Genomic DNA, 16,654 nt, shown 5'->3' on the forward strand with positions numbered 1-16,654 from the left:
GCCTTGATGCCCTTCGTGCCGTGCTCAGCAACTCGAAACGCAGCACTGGAAGGGCCTTCCCCGATTGCCTTGCCACTTTTGACCCCTAGAGAGCAAAGAAATACTCTTAAGAAGGAGGCTTTTCGTAGGTTAACAGTGTTTATTGAGTGCAAACTTCATGCGTCGCTAGGCCTTACTCATCCCAGAAGTTTAGTGGGATCATTTATAGATCTTAAACCACATAGAGCCATATTAGTATCAAACAGCAATTCTCTGGGAGCGGAGAGAATGATTAACTATATTGACGACATACTCAATATTGAACAGTACTCATCGAGTCGACTCTCTACTCTTTTGGGAATAGATCCTAACACTTCAAATGCAAGCCTCGTGGACGAATTTGAGAAGCTAATATACTAAGACTTCGACGGAAGATTCGCAATATTGTTTGATATAACCACTCGCCCCCACCTCACCCCTCCCCTTTCCAACTCCACCTTCTCCGTATGTCCACCCTCAAGCCGTAGGGGATGGGGTAAGTCGGCTGTAGCACCAGCGGCAGGCCGAACAAGTCCACCAGCAGAGTGCGGATGGCAATGGGGTGCGAGAAGGCCCACCCACGCGCCGTCTGACAAGTCTTCGGGGCAGCCGCGCACTTGCCGCGCCAGATCGCTCAGGCTCTGGCCTCCGGGCGCAGGCATGTGCCACGGGTCGACCTGCCAAGCGGCAAAGCCGGGGGGTGGAGCATCTCGGGCACGCTCAGGCCCTCCAGCTCGCCCAGATCGTACTCGCACAGGCGGGGCAGAATCATGGGGCGGCCAGGCTGGGGGCGCGTGGTGCTGGTGCAAGACGCGGGCTATCGGTGGTTCCGGATGCGGTACACCGTGCAGGAAGCCACGCCCGAGCGGGTGCGGGCAGCGGTGGAAGGGGACCACGGGGCACCGTCGTCTGCCGGGTCGTTCACGCTGGCGTGGGGGGCGAGCGTGGAGCGCGGGCGCGTGAGCTGCCGGGGTGCGGCGTTCAGCATGGGGGACCAGCTCGGGGTGTGCCTGTACGCGGGGCCGGAGGATCTGGAACGGCTGGGGCGTGGGGAGATCAGGAGAGGTGGCTCTGAGGCTCCAGTTTGTTCGACAAGGGTATAACCAAGTTATACTCAACCCATGAAAACTGCCATCTCCCTTGACGACCAGACCTTCGCCGAGGCCGAGGCTCTGGCGCAGAAACTCCGTCTCACCCGGAGCGAGCTGTACCGGGCGGCCCTGCGCGAGTATCTGGCCCGGCATAGCGGCGAGGATGTGACGGCGGCCCTCGACCGCGTGTATGGGGCAGGCGGCGAATCAGAAGATGACGTGCGGCGCGAGGCGGCCCGGCGCACCTTCGAGGCGAACGAGTGGTGACCTCACGGGGCGAGATCTGGTGGGCGGACCTGGGGGAACCCGTGGGCAGCCGTCCGGCCTTCATCCGCCCGGTGTTGGTGCTCCAGGCCGACAGCTTCAACCGGAGCCGCATCGCCACCGTCATCGTCGCCGTGATGACCAGTAACCTCGCGCTGGCTGAAGCGCCAGGCAACGTCCTTCTAGAAACCCACCGCACACGTCTTCCCAAAGACAGCGTGGTGAACGTCTCGGCGCTGGTCACGCTGAACAAGCCCGAACTCACCGAACGGGTCTCCGAACTCAGCATCACGGCCATGCAAGAGGTCGAGGCCGGGCTACGGCTGGTGTTGGGGCTGTAGGCCGAGCCTCCCCTATCCTCCCCCCATGCCCCCTTCCCGTTCCCAGATTCGCCCCGGCCTTACTGTGGACATCGTGCAGAAGCAGGACCAGCCCACGGGCAAGCTCACGCGCGGCGTGGTCGCGGCGCTGCTCACCAAGTCGCCCACCCACCCGCACGGCATCAAGGTGCGGTTGACCTCCGGGCAGGTGGGGCGGGTGCAGGTGGTCGTGGGCGCGGAAGGCTAGGCGCCCGCCCAGGCCCGCAGCAGCGGCACCACGTCGGCGGGGCTGCCCACCCGGTACTCGGCGGCGGTCTCGCCCTCCCCCACCTTGACCGTCACGCCGCCCAGCGCCCGCAGCCGCACGAAGCCTTCCTCGTCGGTCACGTCGTCGCCCAGGAAAACGGGAAGGTGATCGGGGTGCATCCCCGCCAGCCGCCCCGCCGCGCGGCCCTTGCCGAAGCCGCCGGGCCGGAACTCGCGCACCTTCTTTCCGGCGATGGCCTCCCAACCGGGGGGGAGGGGGATGGCAGCAAGGGCCGCTTCCACCTCGGCCTGCTGCTCCCCCGGCACCTCACGGAAGTGGACGGCCAGGGTCCAGCCCTTGTCCTCCAGGCGCAGGCCAGGCACGTCGGGCAGCCAAGCGGCGATCTCACGCAGGGGGCGCGGGTCGGGGGTGGACAGGTCCTCGCCGGGCCACTCCATCCCGTGCAGGCCGACCACCGGAAGGTCGGGGAGGTTGAGGAAGGCGTGAACCTGTTCCGCTCGGCGCCCGGTCACGACGGCCGCGCGGTGCCGCCCCGCCGCGAGCAGCCGCGCCAGCGCCTCCCGCGCTCCCGGCTCCGGCCACGCCTGCTCCGGGCGGGGGACGGTGGGGGCCAGGGTGCCGTCGTAGTCGGCCAGGACGAGCAGCGGGCGCTCGCCCAGGGTCAGCAGGTCGGGGGGCAGGCTCATGCTCCGGCCAGCTCCCGCACGAAGCCGTCGGTCCAGGCTTTCAGGTCACTTCCATGCAGGCGCCCCCGCAGCCGCTGGAGCCGGGCTTTTTTCTCGTCCAGAGGCATGTTCAGGGCCTGGAGGAACGCTTCCGCCAGCCCTTCGGGGCTGTAGGGGTTGACCTGCACCGCTTCGGGGAGTTCGTCGGCGGCCCCAGCGAAGCGCGAGAGGATCAGCACGCCGTCGCGTGAGCAGGCCAGGAACTCCTTGGCGACGAGGTTCAGGCCGTCGCGCAGGGGCGTGACGACCATCACGTCGGCGGCGCGGTAGTGGGCCACCAGTTCGTCCCGGCCCATGCCCCGGTAGATGTACTGGATGGGCGACCAGCCGTCCCGCGTGTGCCGGCCGTTGATGCGGCCCACCAGCCCTTCCACCCGCGTCCGCAGTTGGCGGTAGGACTCGACCTGCTCGCGGCTGGGCACCGCGATCTGGAGCAGCGTGACCCGCCCGCGCGCCTCCGGGTGACGGTCCAGAAAGGCGCCGAAGGCCTCCAGGCGCTCGGGAATCCCCTTGGTGTAGTCCAGGCGGTCCACGCCTAGCAGAATCTGGGTCTGGAGCGTGCGGCGGATGCGGTCGGCGGCTTCCTCGACCTCGGGGCTGGCCGCCAGGGTCTCCAGGGCCTCCACCTCGATCCCGATGGGCCGGTCCACCACCCGCGAGACGCGGCCCTGCCAGCGCACCGTGTCCCCCTCCGTCTCGGCGCCCAGCACGTGGCGGCAGGCCGAGAGGAAGTGCCGCACGTAATCGGGCGTGTGCATCCCGATCAGGTCGGCGCCCAGGACGCCGTCCAGCAGCTCGCGGTCCCAGGGCAGGGTGCGGAACACCTCGGAAGACGGCCAGGGGATGTGCCAGAAAAAGCCGATGCGGGCGTTCGGCAGCGCGTCGCGGACCATGCGGGGCACCAGCGCGAGCTGGTAATCGTGAACCCAGATGGCGTCGCCCCCCTGGTCACTCTCCACGGCGGCCTGCGCGAAGCGGCGGTTGACCTCCACGTAGGTTCGCCACTGGGCCGCCTGATAGCTCGTCCGCTCGATAAAGTAGTGGCTCACCGGCCACAGCGCCCGGTTGGAAAAGCCGTGGTAGTACTCGCGCACCTCGGCCTCGCCCAGGCGCACCCGCTTCAGGCGGTAGCGCGGGTCACCCTGGGGCAGGTCCACCTGGGTGATCTCGGGCCGGGCCTCGCCCCAGGCGATCCAGGTGCCGCCCGCGCGCTGCAAGGCCGGGTCTAGCGCCGCCGTCAGTCCACCGATGGAGGGCGTCCAGCGCAGTTCGCCGCCCTCCCCACGCTGGGGCGCGTACGGTTCGCGGTTGGAGACGACGATGAGTCCCATGGTGGTCCTCCCGGCAGGGGGGCGCGCGCCCTCAGCGCAGCAGCGAGGCCCCGCCGTCCACGTACAGCTCGACCCCCGACACGTGGCGGCTGAGGTCGGAGGCCAGGAAGAGGCAGGTGTCGGCCACGTCCACGGGTTCGCCCTCGCCCTCGTTCAGCGCCGGGCTCCCCTCGGGCAGCTCGACCTCGATGCCGAGTTTCTCGGTGCCCTTGTGCTCGGTGCGCTCCTCGATGTTGGTGTGGATCAGCCCCGGGCACACGGCGTTGCAGCGAATCCCGTCGCGGCCCAGTTCCAGCGCGATCATCTTCATAAAGGCGACCTGCCCGGCCTTGGAGGTGCTGTAGGCGCTCGCGCCGGGGCTGGAAAAGGTGCGGTTGCCGTTCACGCTGCTGGTGATGATGATGCTCCCGCCGCCCGCCCGCTTGAGGTGCGGCACCGCGAAGTGGACCGTCAGGTAGGTGCCCCGCAGGTTGATGGCGAGGGTCTGGTCCCACTCGTCGGGCTGAAGCTCGTCGATGGGCGCCCACACCCCGTTGACGCCCGCGTTGGCGAACACGATGTCGAGCCGCCCGAACGCCTGCACCCCGGCTTCCACCGCCCGCCGCACCGAGTCCGCGTCCGACACGTCGCAGTGGACGTAGAGGGCCTGCCCGCCTGCCCCGGTGATCTCGCCCTGCACCTGCTGGCCTTCCTCGTCTTGCACGTCGGCCAGCACCACGCGGGCGCCTTCCTGAGCGAAGCGGCGGGCCGTCCCCGCCCCGATGCCGCTGGCGGCTCCGGTCACCAACGCGACTTTCCCGTTCAACATGCCCATGCTCCCCGCTCCTTTCGGTTTCCAGCGCGCCGCTGCTGCCTGCCGCGCGCCGAACCAGACGGCTGCACACTACCCCCCGCCTCTCGCCGCCGCCTGATAGGGTTCTTGGGCATCCGGTAACCTTCGCCTCTCCCGGCGCGGCCAGTCAGGTGGGGGCGACAGCCTCACTGGGGCAGCCTCATTGGGGCGGGGCCGCCAGAATTCCGCGCGGCGGGCCTGTTCAGCGAGCGGGACCCTCCGGTCCCTGTCCGCCCCGGGATGGCCTCCGGCTGTCAGAACTCCAGCCCGCGCACCCGCGTCTCGATGCGGTAGAGGCTGGTGCTCGCGGTCATGAAGAGGCTGCTTCCCTCCGGCCCGCCGAAACAGAGGTTGGCGACCGTCTCGGGCACCTGGATACGGCCGAGTTCCTCTCCCTCCGAGGACAGGACGTGCACACCGTCCCCGGCGCTGCTCCAGACCCGCCCGGCCCCGTCCACCCGCAGGCCGTCGGTCTTGCCGGGGCGCACGGTGGCCCAGATGCCCCGGTACTCGGCCCCGCCGTCCGGGGTCACCCGGTAGGCGTGGATCTGGCCGTCGTCCCTGCCCGTGTCGGCCAGCAGCAGGAGGCCAGGCGTCTGAAAGGCCAGGCCGTTGGGCATCTTGCGGTCGCGGATGGGGGCACTCAGCGTGCCGTCGGGCGCGAGGCGGTACACGAAGTTGCCGGGCTGCTCCTTCTCGCCGCCGTAGCCCTCCTCGGGCTTGTCGAGGCCGTAGGTGGGGTCGGTGAACCACAGGCTGCCGTCGGGGTGCAGGGCCACGTCGTTGGGGCTGTTCAGGCGCCGGCCCCCAAAGCGGTCGGCCAGGACGGTCCACCCGCCGCCCACCTCCTGGCGCAGCAGCGCCCGCTGGCCGTGCGAGCAGGCGACCAGGCGGCCCTGCGCGTCCAGCGTATGTCCGTTCTGGTGGTCGCTGGGGTGCAGTTCCTCTGCCAGCCGTCCGGCGTCGGTCCAGCGCCAGGTGCGGTTCTGGCGCACGTCGCTGAAGACCACGGCCTGGCGGGAGGGCACATAGGTCGGCCCCTCTGCCCAGGTGAAGTCCCCGGCCAGGCGGGTCAGCTCGGCGCCGGGGGGAAACAGGTCGAGAAACTCGGGGCGGGTCGCAGTCAGGGGGGTCATGCCTGCATTCTGGCCCCTGGGCGCCTCGCTGGGCGGCGCGTGCGCGGCCAGGCGGTCAGGAAGTAGAATACCCCCGGCACAGCGGGGGACAACTGACTGTCACAGGAGTTGCATCCTACTTGTGAAGGGAGTCACGAGAGATGACCGAGCCTGCCGTTTCCTCCCCCACCCTCCACCTGCGCACGCTGGGCGACGCGGCGGTGATGCTGCGCGGGCAGCCGCTGGTGTGGCCTGCCCGCAGCGCCGAGGAACTGCTGTGGTACCTGCACGCGCACCCCGACGGGGCTTACCGCGCCGACCTGCTGGCCGACCTGTGGGGCCTGGACGACGACCCGGCAGCCGCCAACCGCTTCCGGGTGGCGCTGCACCGTCTGAGGGCCGCGCTGGGCCGCGCCGACGCGGTGGCCGAGGTGCGCGGGCGCTACCTGCTGCACCCCGACCTGCTGGCCGCCAGCGACACGGCGGCGCTGCACGCCGGGCTGCGGGCCGCCGACCTGGCCCGCACCGAGGCCGAGCGCGAGGACGCGCTGCGCCGGGCGCTGGCCTGCGTGGACGGCGAGTATCTGCCGCAGGTGCGCGCCGACTGGGTCGAGGGCGCGCGGGCGTACCACCGGGCGGCGCGGGTGCGGGCCTACGTCTCGCTCTCGATGCTGCACTGCGCGCGGCGCGAGTGCCCGCTGGCGGTGCAGACGCTGGGGCGCGCGGTGCAGTCCGATCCCCTGATCGGGGAAGACCACCACCAGCGCCTGATGACCTGCCTGGCCCAGACGCGCGGGCGCTTCGAGGCGGTCGAGCACTACCGCCGCTACCGCCGCTACCTGCGCGACGAGGTGGGCGACACCCCCATGCCGGACACCGTGGAACTCGCCGAGCGCCTCAAGGCGGGCGACCTGGTCTGCCGTGAGGCCGAGCAGCCGGGCTAGGCGCGGGGAAAGGGTCTCCTCCGGCACGCGCCGCCCGCCCGGCCCACTCCTGCCGTGGGCCTGCCCTGACCTGTTGCCCGTAATGCACCCGTAATAGAGGGACGCGAGCCTCGGCGCGAGGAGGTTCATCCTTGCTTGTCGCTGATCTCATGTCCAGTTCTCCCGTGTGTGTCACGCCGGGGCACAGCGTTCCCGACGCGGCGCGGCTGCTGCGCGTGCGGGGCATTCGCCGCCTGCCGGTGCTGGAGGGCCAGCACCTGGTCGGCATCGTGACCGACCGTGACCTGCGCGAGGCCCTGCCCGGCCAGGCGGGCACCCTGAGCCTGTGGGAGGCCACCGCCGCGTCCCCGGGCGTGTGCGTGGGGGACGTGATGCGCCGCAGCGTGGTCACCACCACCCCGGACGCGGACGCGCGGGGCGCCGCCTGCACCCTGCTTCAGCGCCGCATCGGCGGAATGCCGGTCGTGGACCGCTCGGGCGGGGTGGTCGGGATGCTCACCGTGACCGACCTGCTGCGCGACTACGCCTCCGCCCGCCCTCCCGAAGTCCCCTCACCCACCGACCCCGCCCACAGCGGCCCGGAGGCTCCCCTATGACCCGTCCCCCCACCCCGCCTGAGGCCGTGCCGGGCGCCCCCGTGCCGCCCGAGCCGCCGCGCGAGAAAGCGCACGTGGTGCCGCTGGGCACCCTGATGCTGATCGCCGTCCTGCTGCTCTCGATCATCTGGCTGTGGATGCTGGTGCTGGGCATCCAGCAGGGCCGGGCCTGAGCCGATGAGCCGTCCTGCCTCCCCGGCGCCGGTTCCCCGGCTCGAACACCACACGCTGGAGCGCTACGAGAACATCTGGTTCGGCATCGCGGTCGTGATGTCGGTGCTGCTCTTTGTCGCGGTGCTCACCAGCTTCATCAGCGGCACCTACTCGGCCGTTCAGGGCGAGGGCGCCCACCACATCACCGGCGTCACCAACGGGCGGCTCGACCCGCGCAACCTCGCGGCGACGCCCTTTGCCCAGCCGGGCCTGCGCGAGAACCCCGACGGCACGCTGGAAGCCTTCGTGGTATCGCGGGCCTTTGCCTACGACCCGCCGGTGCTGCGCGTGCCCGCCGGGCGCCCGGTCACTATCCACGTGACCTCGGCGGACGTGATGCACGGCTACTACGTCGAGGGCACCAACATCAACGTGAACGTGGTGCCCGGCCAGGTCGCCAGCCTGACCGCCACCTTCCGCCAGCCGGGCGACCACAGCGTGATCTGCAACGAGTACTGCGGCGCCGGTCACCACAACATGCTGGGCCGCGTGGTCGTGGAAACCGCGCAGCCCTGAAAGCCCCCCCAAGTCCCCTGGAGACCCCCCTGTGACGACCTCTCCCCTGCCCACGCGGTCCCGCCCCGCCGCCGCGCCGCCGCCTGGCGCGGCCTCCACCGCCGCGCGGCAAGCGCCGCCCATCGCGGACGCCGCCTACCTCGCCAGCCTGAAAAAAGTCACCCAGTACTACGTCGTGACGGCCTTCCTGGCCCTCTTTGTCGGGGTGCTGATCGGCCCCCTCCAGGCGCTGAACTACGGCGGCATCAACGTCTACGAGCTGCCCATCATCCGCAACCTGCTGAAGTCCTACTACCAGGGTCTCTCGCTGCACGGCGTGCTGAACGCGCTGGTGTTCACCCAGTTTTTCATCTCGGGCTGGATGCTGTACCTGCCGGTGCGTGACCTCGGCATGCGCATCAACATGCGCTTTGCGTGGTTCACCTACGCCCTGATGACCCTGGGGCTGCTGCTGGCCGCCGTGCCGCTGCTCACCAACCGCTCGACGCTGCTGTACACCTTCTATCCGCCGATGCAGGGCGACGCCCTCTTTTACATCGGCGCGGCGATCATGGTGGGGTCGAGCCTGCTGGTCGTCGGGCAGGTCGTCAACATGTGGCTGCGCTGGAAGCGCGAGAACCCCGGCCGGGTCACGCCCCTGGTCGCCTTCATGAGCGTGTCGGTCTGGATGATGTGGGCCGTCGCCTCGCTGGGCATCGTGATCGAGGTCGTGGTGCTGCTGATCCCCTGGTCGCTGGGACTGGTCGGCGGTGTGGACCCGCTGCTCTCCAAGACGCTCTTTTGGTGGACCGGGCACGCCATCGTGTACTTCTGGGTGCTTCCGGCCTACATCTCGTGGTACGCCTTCGTGCCCCGGCACGCGGGGGGCCGCACGGTCTCCGAGCCGCTGACCCGGCTGACTTTCGTGCTGTTCCTGCTCAACAGCGTCCCCGTCGGCCTGCACCACCAGTACTCGGACCCCAACATCTCGGTGCTGTGGAAGACGCTGCACATGTTCCTGACCTTCCTGATCGCGGTGCCCAGCCTGCTCACCGCCTTCAGCGTGACCGCCTCGCTGGAAGACGGCGCGCGGGCCAGGGGCGGGCGCGGCCTGGTGGGCTGGGTGACCAAGCTGCCCTGGGGCAACGCGATTTTCAGCGCGCAGGTGCTGGCGATGATCTCCTTCATCCTGGGCGGCGCGGGGGGCATCGTGAACGCCAGCTCCACCTTTGCAGGCGTGGTCCACAACACCGCCTGGATTCCGGGGCACTTCCACATCACGGTGGGCACCGCCACGACCCTGAGCTTCATGGGGATCGCGCTGTGGCTGATTCCGCACCTCACCGGCAAGCGGCTGCCCAGCATGAGACTCGCGTCGTGGGCGGTGTGGACCTGGTTCGTCGGCATGATGGTCTTCGCGCTGGGGATGCACTGGCAGGGGCTGTACGGGGTGACGCGCCGGGCGCTCGTGAGCGCGACCGCGCAGGACGTGTACCGCGACATGCCCATCGGGCTGCCGGTCGCCTTGACGGCGATCAGCGGCGTGATCCTGCTCGTCAGCGCCATTCTCTACTTCTATGTCCTGTTCAAGATGCTGCTCTCGAAGCGGGTCGACAACGGTGAGGTCAGCGCGCCGATTCCCTACAGCGAGAAGATCAGCCCCGCCGGGGAGAACCTGGCGACGGCGGGCAAGTTGGTCCGCTACACCGAGCCGCTGATGGCGCTGTGGCTGCTGACCCTGGTGCTGGTCCTGATGATGTACGGCCCGGTCCTGGGCCGCATGATCGCCAACCTGCAACTCGTGCCCGGCTGGAGGCTGTACTGATGAGTGAGGACCGTTCCTTCAGCGGGCGCGAGATTGCCGCCGTGCTCACCTTCGTGGTGCTGGCCGGAGCCACCGCCCTGGTCTCGTACCGCTCGGGCCTGAACGTGGCGGGCGGCAGCGGCGGGGCCGAGGTCGCGGCAGCCGTCGCGAGTGCCCCGGTCAACGGGCAGGCGCTGTATGTGGGCAACTGCGCGGGCTGCCACGGCGCCCAGGCGCAGGGCGGCGTCGGCCCCGGCCTGGCGAACAGCGCCGCGTGGTCGGAGGCCGACTTCCAGGCCGCCGTCCTGCACGGCAAGGGGGCGGGCGGGCGCACCCTCGCGCCCGTCATGCCGCGCTTTGCAGAGGCGGGCCTCGACGGCAAGGACGCCACGCCCGAACAGATCGGCGCGATTCACGCCTACGTCAAGGGGCTGTAAGCCTCCCGGACCCCCCAACACGCGGACGCTCCTGGCTGGGGGCGTCCGTTTTCTTGTGGAAAGCGGTGTTCACTGCGTGGTCTGCGTGTAGAGCACGAGCAGGACCAGCCCAACGAGCGCCGCCACCGTTCCCAGTCCGCCCAACACGAAGAGAACGGCCGCGAGGGGCCGCCACGCCGGGTTCCGGTGTGCCTCGCGCCCGGCCAGCCCACCCAGAACCAGCAGCCCCAGGCTGGGAAGGACCAATGTCCAGAAAGTCATCGGCTCCCAGGATAGAGACGGCCAATGGGCGCCCGGCCCCGGTCCCGCCAGGCCGCTCCCGCTACACTCCCCCGGTGACTCCCTCCCCCACCGACCTCCCTGCCCTGCGCGCCGCGCTGCTGGCGTGGTTTGACCGCTCGGGCCGCGCGCTGCCGTGGCGGGTGGGACCGGAAGGCGGGCGCGACCCTTACCGGGTGTGGGTGTCCGAGGTGCTGCTTCAGCAGACGCAGGTGGCGCGCGGGCGGGTGTATTTCGAGCGCTTCATGGAGGCGTTCCCGACGGTGGAGGCGCTGGCCTCGGCGCCCATTGACGCCGTGCTGAAGGCCTGGGAGGGCTGCGGCTACTACGCGCGGGCGAGAAACCTGCACCGGGCGGCGGGGATCATCGCGCAGGAAGGTTTCCCGGCGCATTACGCGGGCTGGCGGGCGCTGCCGGGCGTGGGGCCGTACACGGCGGCGGCGGTGGCGAGCCTCTCGGGGGGGGAGGCCCGCGCCGTGAACGACGGCAACGTGCGGCGGGTGCTGGCCCGGCTGGGCGGCGAGCGCCAGCCGACTGAACGCTGGGTCCAGGCCCGCGCCGACGAACTGCTCGACCCCGCCCGCCCCGGCGCCTGGAACGAAGCGGTGATGGACCTGGGCGCGACGGTCTGCACGCCCAAAAACCCGAAGTGCCCGGAATGCCCGGTCTCGGCATCGTGTGCGGCCCTCGCCTCGGGCGACCCGGCGGCCTTTCCGGCGCCCAAGGTCCGGGCGGAGGTGCGCGAGGTCCGCGCGGTGGCCCTGCTGCTGGGCGACACGCAGGCCGCCGTGCTCGAACGCCGCGAGGGAACCCTCCTCGGCGGCCTGATGGGCCTGCCCACCCAGTTGCTCGCCCCGGATGAGCTACCGGCGGCGGCCCTGGAGCGTCTCGCCGCCCGCCTCGGCGCCCGCGTGACCGGCGAACTGGGCACCGTCACCCATACCATGACCCACCGCCGCGTGACCCTGAGCGTGTACGGCGGTGAGGGCGGCCCCCCGCGTACCCCCGTCGCCGCCGAGGCCCTTTCCCGGCTGGACCACAAGGCGCTGGCGCTGTGGGAGCGGCGGGAGGGGTCGCTGTTCGCCGAGAGGAAGAGCTGAAAAAGGGAGTTCGAGAAGGCCGAGGCGTCAGGCGGGGAGGTGCGGAGGGCGGCCTGTTCTCCTACGAAACTGTGGAGGTCTGCTTCGTAGCGCTGGGACGCCAGGCCAGCTCACCCCCTCCCAACCTCCCCCCTCAAGGGGGAGGAGCACAAGTGCTCAAGCTGAAGCCTTTCAAAAACGGGTACAGCGGATGCCGCACAGGAACACGCCGACAGAGGCCGCACCAAGATCAAACATTCCGTTCGACGACCACGCCCCACCAGCGCCGCCCGTGTGTCCTTGCCCAGCGCAGTGTTGCTCCCCTGCCCCCTTTGGAGGACTCGCAGAGCTGCTTGCAGAGGGGCTGGGGGTGGGGGCAAACCGAAGCAAGACACCCTGCCCCTTTTGGAGGAGTTCCCCTCTCCCCCTACGCGCTACACTGACGCCCGTCATGAGCCGCAAGCCCGTCAAAACCGCCCTCCGCACCGCCAAAAAGACGCGGGACGCGGCGCGCGGCGCCCTGCTGTGGGGCTACGAGCGGCGCCTGGCCCGCGAGGTCCGCGCGCACGGCAAGCTGCCCCGCCACCTGGGCCTGATTCTCGACGGCAACCGCCGCTTTGCCCGCGCCAGCGGCATGCAGCGCGAGCTGGGGCACACCTTCGGCGCCGACAAGGCCCACGAGGTGCTGCAATGGTGCCTGGAACTGGGCATTCCGGCGGCCACCATCTGGGTGCTGTCCACCGACAACGCGGGGCGCGACCCCGGGGAACTCGCCCACATCCTCAGCCTGCTGGAGCGCGAGGCCCGCAACCTCGCCACCGATCCACGCATCCACGCCAACCGGGTGCGGGTGCGGGCCATCGGGCAGCACGAGGCCTTTCCGCCGCAGGTGCTGGGCGCCCTGCGCGAGCTGGAGGAAAAGACGGCCGGGTACGACGGGATGCTGCTGAACATCGCCGTGGGGTACGGGGGCCGCGAGGAGATCGTGGACGCGGTCAAGCAGCACCTGACCGCGCAGGCCCAGGCGGGCCACACGCTGGCCGAGGTGGCCGAGACGCTGGAACCGGAACACATCAGCGCGCACCTCTACACGGCGGGCACGCCCGACCCCGATTTCATCATCCGCACCAGCGGCGAGATCCGCCTCAGCGGCTTCATGCTGTGGCAAAGCGTGTATTCGGAGTTCTACTTCTGCGACGTGTACTGGCCGGGCTTCCGGCGGGTGGACTTCCTGCGCGCCCTGCGCGACTTTCAGGGCCGCGACCGCCGCTTCGGGCGCTGATCTGCTGGGCCTCCCCGCGCCTCAGCGGGCGCGCAGGGTCGCCTCGGTGGTCATGCGGTAGGTGAGCTGCACCTGCTGGCCGCCCGGCTCGGTCATGGTGACGCGCATCCGCATGATCTGAGCGGCGCTGCCGCCGACCGGCAGACCATCCGCACGAAAGAGGTTGGTGGTGGTCATCCGGCTGCCCTGTGACAGCAGCTCGGCCCGGAAGCTCAGCGCGGCTGCCTCGCCCTGGCCCCGGACGCTGATCGCCCAGTCGCCAAAGGTGGTGGTGGTGTCGAAGACATGCTGGCGGGCCGCGTTCAGGCCCCGGTAGGTGGTCGTGGTCCGCCCGGTCAGGGGCGAGGCCTGCACGTTCGCGAAGGCGGCGGGGCCCTCCCCGAGCGCGGCGCCCAGACCGCCGAACAGGCCCGCCAGCAGGGCCTGCATGTCCACCGTGGCCGTGGCAGTCCGCGCCTGACCGGGCACCAGCGGCCGCCCGTAGAACCCCTCCAGGCCGCCGCCCTGCCCGAGTTGCTGGCGCAGTATCTCCGGTTTCAAGCTACCGAAGACCTGTTGCAAGGCGGGGTTGTCGCTCTCGATCCGCAGGTCGGTCAGGGCGCCGTCGGGGCGCAGGGTCTGGAGGATGCGGATATTGACGTCCCCCTGTCCTGGCAGCGCCACCACGACCGTGTTCAGCAGCACCGCCCGGCCGTCCGCGCCGCGCGACTGCACCCGGTAAAAGGCCTTGCCGGAAACGCGCTGGGGACCCTGAGCGCCGAACAGGCGCGTCAGGTCGGCGCGCGTCCGGGCCGCTTCTTGGGCATTCCCGCCGCTGACCTGCACGTCCTCGACCTCCAGGCGGGTGGTGGTCTGGGTGTTCAGCTCCACGCTGGCGCCGACTGGGGCCGAGAGGGTCAGCACGGCGGCGCGGGCGGGCGCGGCCTGGGTCTGGGCCAAGGTCCAGGCAGCTTGCGCCCCGGCGGCGGGCACGAGGGCCGGAGCGGCAAGCAGCAGCGCGGACAGCAGCAGGGGTCGCATGGCCCCAGGGTACGCGGCGCCGCGTTCCGGGGCAGGCGCATTCAGGGTGCTGAACACGTTCGTCAAGGCTTCATGGAGCCGGGGCGCTGCCGGTGCCCACGCGGGCCTGGGCCGCCCAGGGGGCGCTGGCTGCGGCACAATGGGCGCCATGACTGCTGAGCACCTCTCTGCCTCCCCCCGCCCCGATGCCCGGCTGGTGGCCCTGCACGCCGAGCGGGGCGACCCGCACGCCCGGCTGGCGGGCGCGCTCGCGGCGCTGGAGGGCGCCGACTGGGGCCTGACGCTGGCGGGCGAAGGAGCGCTGGCCCGGCAACTCGCCGCGCTGCTGGGCCAGGGCGTGCTGCGGGTGGACGAGCGGCTGGGCGTGGACCGCGCGGCGCTGGCGGGGCAGGGCCTGGCGGCAGCCACCCTGGATGCCGACTGGACCGGCGCCCGCGCCGTGTGGCTGGCCGAACCCGACGAGCGGCTCTTGCGGCGCGCCGAGCGGGCGGGCGTGCCGGTGATCGTGGACGCCACGCTGGCGCCGGGGGGCGGCTGGTTTCCCCAGGGGGCGGCGCTGGTCGTCTACCGCCACGCCGTGACCCTGACCGGCTTCGCGGACGGGCAGCTGGCCCTGCTGTTCGGCAGCGGCGAGGCGCCCGCGCCCACCGCCCCCGCCCCCGCCGACACCGCCGTGGCCCTGGCACTGCGCGACGTGGCGACCCTGCCGCTGCGGCTGGCCCGCGCGGCCCGCACCGTCTCGCAACTGGCCGAGCGGCTGGGCGGCGCGGCGCTCCCCTTCGGCCCGACCGCGCTGCTGCTGCCGCCCGACGCCGCGCCCGATACCCCCTGGCCCCCCGGCGGGGTGCTGGCCGCCACCCGCAGCGTGGACGGCGGCGTGGTCTTCTCGCCCGGCCTGCAAGATGTGGACACGGCGCTGGCGCTGCTGCGCGGGCGCCCGCAACCGCTGGGCGAGCCGCAGCCGCTGGTGCGCGAGCGGCCCGTCGGCGCCCCGCAGGACCTGGCCGAGCCGGAGGCCCCCGGCGAGGGCCGCCCGCCCCGCCGCGAGATCCGCTTTCGCCGCGACCGCGCCGACCGCCCCGAGCGGTTCCGCCCCGAGGAGGCGCAGGACGAGGAGGGGCGGGCCGGGCCATCCCAGAACGGGCGGGAGCCGCTGGAGCGGGTGCCGTTTGGCCGGGATCAGGCGGCCCCGCCCCGTACCGAGCAGGCCCCCGTGGCCCAGACCCGGCCGCAGCCCGATCAGGCCCGCCCCGACCGCCCCCTGGCCGACGCGCCGCACCCCGATTCGCTCTCCCGCGTCACCTTTGAAGCGCCCGGCGCCGCTCCTGCCGAGGAGGAGAGCTGGACGCCCGAGATCGTCTTCAGCGGCACCGGGCAGGCGGCCGACCCCGCGCCGCTGCCCATCCCGGTGAGCGGCGGTCCCGACGAGCCGGAACTGGAGGTCACGCCCCCACTGGCTGCGCCCGAGACTGGGCCAGACCAGACGGCCCCGGCGCCCTCCGCCGGGGAACCGGCGCCCGAAGCCCGGGCCGGAGCGGCACCCAGCCCAGCAGCATCCAGCCCAGCAGCACCCAGCCCGGCCGACGAGGCCCCGGCCGCCTCTGGCCTGACGCTGGCCCCGGACCTCCCCACGCTGGAGGCGGGCGGCGAGGGCGGGCCTCCCGATCCCGCCGCCGACCTCACCGACGAGCAGGCCGCGATCTACGCCCGGCTGCGCGAGTGGCGCAACGCCGAGGCCCGGCGCCAAGAGGTCAGCCGTTTCATCATCGCCAGCAACGCCACCCTGGCCGAGATCGCCCGCCGGGTGCCCTACACGATGGACGACCTGAAGGCCGTCAAGGGCATGGGGCCGGAGCGGCTGCGCAAGTACGGCGAGAAGATGCTGGAAGTGGTGCGGGGGTAGGATCACTTCTGCCGGAGGGGCGGGGGAATGCCAGGGAGGGGCGCGCCATGATCCACATCTGGGCAACGGTCGAGATCGGGGACCTCGAGAAGTTCGTCGGGGTTTTCGCCACTGCGGGGGCCAGGGCACGCCGCCAGCACGGCAGCCGGAGCAGCCGCGTCTTTGCCGTGCCTGGAGACCCGAGTCAGGTCCGGGTCCTGTTCGAGTGGGACAGCCGCGAGGCCTTCGAGGGCTTCCTGAACGACCCGGAGGTCCGCGCCACCATGCAGTCGAGCGGCACGGTGGGACGGCCGGATTTTCTTTTTCTCGACGCGCTGGCCGACCTGCCGGGGTAAAGGGTGACGCGGCCAGAGGGTCAGCAGGCCGCCCCCTGAAGCAGGTCAGGTGATTGCCCCGCATCAGCAGAAACCCCCCGACCCTGGAGATCGGGGGCTTTGCCTTTGGGTGAATTGGGAACGCGGCGGGCCTTTGGCGAGAGCTTCAGATTAAGGGAGGAAGATCAGTTGGATGATCTCCACCAAGAAGCTCAACGGCGAGCAGGACAGCGGAAACTGCCCCGGCCCAGGCCGTTACCCGTTTCGGTGTCAGCTTTTGACGGCGTCTGCAAAGCATGGCAAACTTCTTGCACTTCTTAACGG

20 protein-coding genes are annotated in these 16,654 nt (G+C 70.8%); 13 read left to right on the plus strand and 7 right to left on the minus strand.

The features are described 5' to 3' along the window. Positions 1-835: 835 nt before the first annotated feature. Positions 836-1,006, minus strand: a complete 171-nt coding sequence (locus HNQ09_RS17330; RefSeq protein ID WP_184031695.1) for a hypothetical protein — start codon at positions 1,004-1,006, stop codon at positions 836-838. A gap of 133 nt (positions 1,007-1,139) precedes the next feature. On the opposite strand from HNQ09_RS17330, the gene HNQ09_RS17335 reads away from it, so the two are divergent. The 3 genes from HNQ09_RS17335 to HNQ09_RS17345 are packed head-to-tail and all read left to right on the plus strand — an operon-like array spanning position 1,140 to position 1,940. Then, positions 1,140-1,376, plus strand: a complete 237-nt coding sequence (locus HNQ09_RS17335) for a type II toxin-antitoxin system VapB family antitoxin (RefSeq protein WP_184031696.1) — start codon at positions 1,140-1,142, stop codon at positions 1,374-1,376. Continuing rightward, positions 1,373-1,714 (plus strand): type II toxin-antitoxin system PemK/MazF family toxin, encoded by a 342-nt coding sequence (locus tag HNQ09_RS17340; RefSeq protein ID WP_343057928.1) that lies wholly within the window; start codon positions 1,373-1,375, stop codon positions 1,712-1,714. Before HNQ09_RS17335 ends, HNQ09_RS17340 begins: the two co-directional genes overlap by 4 nt. A 25-nt stretch (positions 1,715-1,739) precedes the next feature. After that, positions 1,740-1,940, plus strand: a complete 201-nt coding sequence (locus HNQ09_RS17345; RefSeq protein ID WP_184031699.1) for a YwbE family protein — start codon at positions 1,740-1,742, stop codon at positions 1,938-1,940. On the opposite strand, the gene otsB is transcribed toward HNQ09_RS17345, so the two are convergent. The 4 genes from otsB to HNQ09_RS17365 form a co-directional block, all read right to left on the minus strand. Continuing rightward, on the minus strand, positions 1,937-2,647 hold the full coding sequence (gene otsB, locus HNQ09_RS17350; RefSeq protein ID WP_184031702.1) for a trehalose-phosphatase: 711 nt from the start codon (positions 2,645-2,647) through the stop codon (positions 1,937-1,939). The two genes, HNQ09_RS17345 and otsB, sit on opposite strands and share 4 nt — an antisense overlap. Then, entirely contained in the window at positions 2,644-4,017 is a 1,374-nt protein-coding gene (locus tag HNQ09_RS17355) for an alpha,alpha-trehalose-phosphate synthase (UDP-forming) (RefSeq protein ID WP_184031704.1), read from the minus strand. Before HNQ09_RS17355 ends, otsB begins: the two co-directional genes overlap by 4 nt. A gap of 31 nt (positions 4,018-4,048) precedes the next feature. Next, on the minus strand, positions 4,049-4,825 hold the full coding sequence (locus HNQ09_RS17360; RefSeq protein ID WP_246363466.1) for an SDR family oxidoreductase: 777 nt from the start codon (positions 4,823-4,825) through the stop codon (positions 4,049-4,051). Between the two features lie 278 nt (positions 4,826-5,103). Then, positions 5,104-5,985, minus strand: a complete 882-nt coding sequence (locus tag HNQ09_RS17365) for an SMP-30/gluconolactonase/LRE family protein (protein WP_184031708.1) — start codon at positions 5,983-5,985, stop codon at positions 5,104-5,106. A gap of 140 nt (positions 5,986-6,125) precedes the next feature. Between HNQ09_RS17365 and HNQ09_RS17370 the strand changes: the two genes are divergently transcribed. From HNQ09_RS17370 to HNQ09_RS17395, 6 genes are all read left to right on the plus strand, one after another. Next, entirely contained in the window at positions 6,126-6,908 is a 783-nt protein-coding gene (locus HNQ09_RS17370; RefSeq protein WP_184031710.1) for an AfsR/SARP family transcriptional regulator, read from the plus strand. Between the two features lie 149 nt (positions 6,909-7,057). After that, positions 7,058-7,504 carry a CBS domain-containing protein gene (locus HNQ09_RS17375; RefSeq protein ID WP_184031712.1) on the plus strand — a complete coding sequence of 149 codons (447 nt, stop codon included), beginning with the start codon at positions 7,058-7,060 and terminating at the stop codon, positions 7,502-7,504. After that, positions 7,501-7,677, plus strand: a complete 177-nt coding sequence (locus HNQ09_RS17380) for a hypothetical protein (RefSeq protein ID WP_184031714.1) — start codon at positions 7,501-7,503, stop codon at positions 7,675-7,677. The genes HNQ09_RS17375 and HNQ09_RS17380 overlap by 4 nt, the downstream gene beginning before the upstream one ends. Before the next feature lie 4 nt (positions 7,678-7,681). Beyond that, entirely contained in the window at positions 7,682-8,233 is a 552-nt protein-coding gene (locus HNQ09_RS17385; RefSeq protein ID WP_184031716.1) for a cytochrome c oxidase subunit II, read from the plus strand. 31 nt (positions 8,234-8,264) lie between these two features. Next, complete coding sequence (locus HNQ09_RS17390) at positions 8,265-10,037, plus strand: cbb3-type cytochrome c oxidase subunit I (protein WP_184031718.1); 1,773 nt, start codon at positions 8,265-8,267, stop codon at positions 10,035-10,037. After that, the gene (locus HNQ09_RS17395) at positions 10,037-10,453 is read left to right on the plus strand and encodes a c-type cytochrome (protein WP_184031720.1); all 417 of its coding nucleotides are present in this window, start codon (positions 10,037-10,039) and stop codon (positions 10,451-10,453) included. Before HNQ09_RS17390 ends, HNQ09_RS17395 begins: the two co-directional genes overlap by 1 nt. A gap of 69 nt (positions 10,454-10,522) precedes the next feature. Here HNQ09_RS17395 and HNQ09_RS17400 read toward each other — a convergent pair whose 3' ends face one another. Beyond that, entirely contained in the window at positions 10,523-10,714 is a 192-nt protein-coding gene (locus tag HNQ09_RS17400; protein ID WP_184031722.1) for a hypothetical protein, read from the minus strand. A 74-nt stretch (positions 10,715-10,788) separates the two neighbouring features. Between HNQ09_RS17400 and mutY the strand changes: the two genes are divergently transcribed. Both mutY and HNQ09_RS17410 read left to right on the plus strand, forming a co-directional pair. Further along, positions 10,789-11,832: an A/G-specific adenine glycosylase gene (gene mutY / locus HNQ09_RS17405; RefSeq protein ID WP_343057930.1), complete on the plus strand. Its 1,044-nt coding sequence runs from the start codon at positions 10,789-10,791 to the stop codon at positions 11,830-11,832. A 430-nt stretch (positions 11,833-12,262) separates the two neighbouring features. Beyond that, a complete protein-coding gene (locus HNQ09_RS17410; protein ID WP_184031726.1) occupies positions 12,263-13,093 on the plus strand; it encodes an isoprenyl transferase in 831 nt (276 codons plus the stop codon). Between the two features lie 21 nt (positions 13,094-13,114). Here HNQ09_RS17410 and HNQ09_RS17415 read toward each other — a convergent pair whose 3' ends face one another. Next, positions 13,115-14,113: a hypothetical protein gene (locus HNQ09_RS17415; protein ID WP_184031728.1), complete on the minus strand. Its 999-nt coding sequence runs from the start codon at positions 14,111-14,113 to the stop codon at positions 13,115-13,117. A 148-nt stretch (positions 14,114-14,261) separates the two neighbouring features. Here HNQ09_RS17415 and HNQ09_RS17420 point away from each other — a divergent pair, with 148 nt between their 5' ends. Both HNQ09_RS17420 and HNQ09_RS17425 read left to right on the plus strand, forming a co-directional pair. After that, positions 14,262-16,016, plus strand: coding sequence for an HRDC domain-containing protein (locus HNQ09_RS17420; RefSeq protein ID WP_184031730.1), 1,755 nt, complete (start codon positions 14,262-14,264; stop codon positions 16,014-16,016). Positions 16,017-16,063: 47 nt separating this feature from the next. Further along, positions 16,064-16,351 (plus strand): antibiotic biosynthesis monooxygenase family protein, encoded by a 288-nt coding sequence (locus HNQ09_RS17425; protein WP_184031732.1) that lies wholly within the window; start codon positions 16,064-16,066, stop codon positions 16,349-16,351. Positions 16,352-16,654: the final 303 nt, after the last annotated feature.

It is taken from the genome of Deinococcus budaensis (assembly GCF_014201885.1).
Lineage (GTDB): Bacteria > Deinococcota > Deinococci > Deinococcales > Deinococcaceae > Deinococcus > Deinococcus budaensis.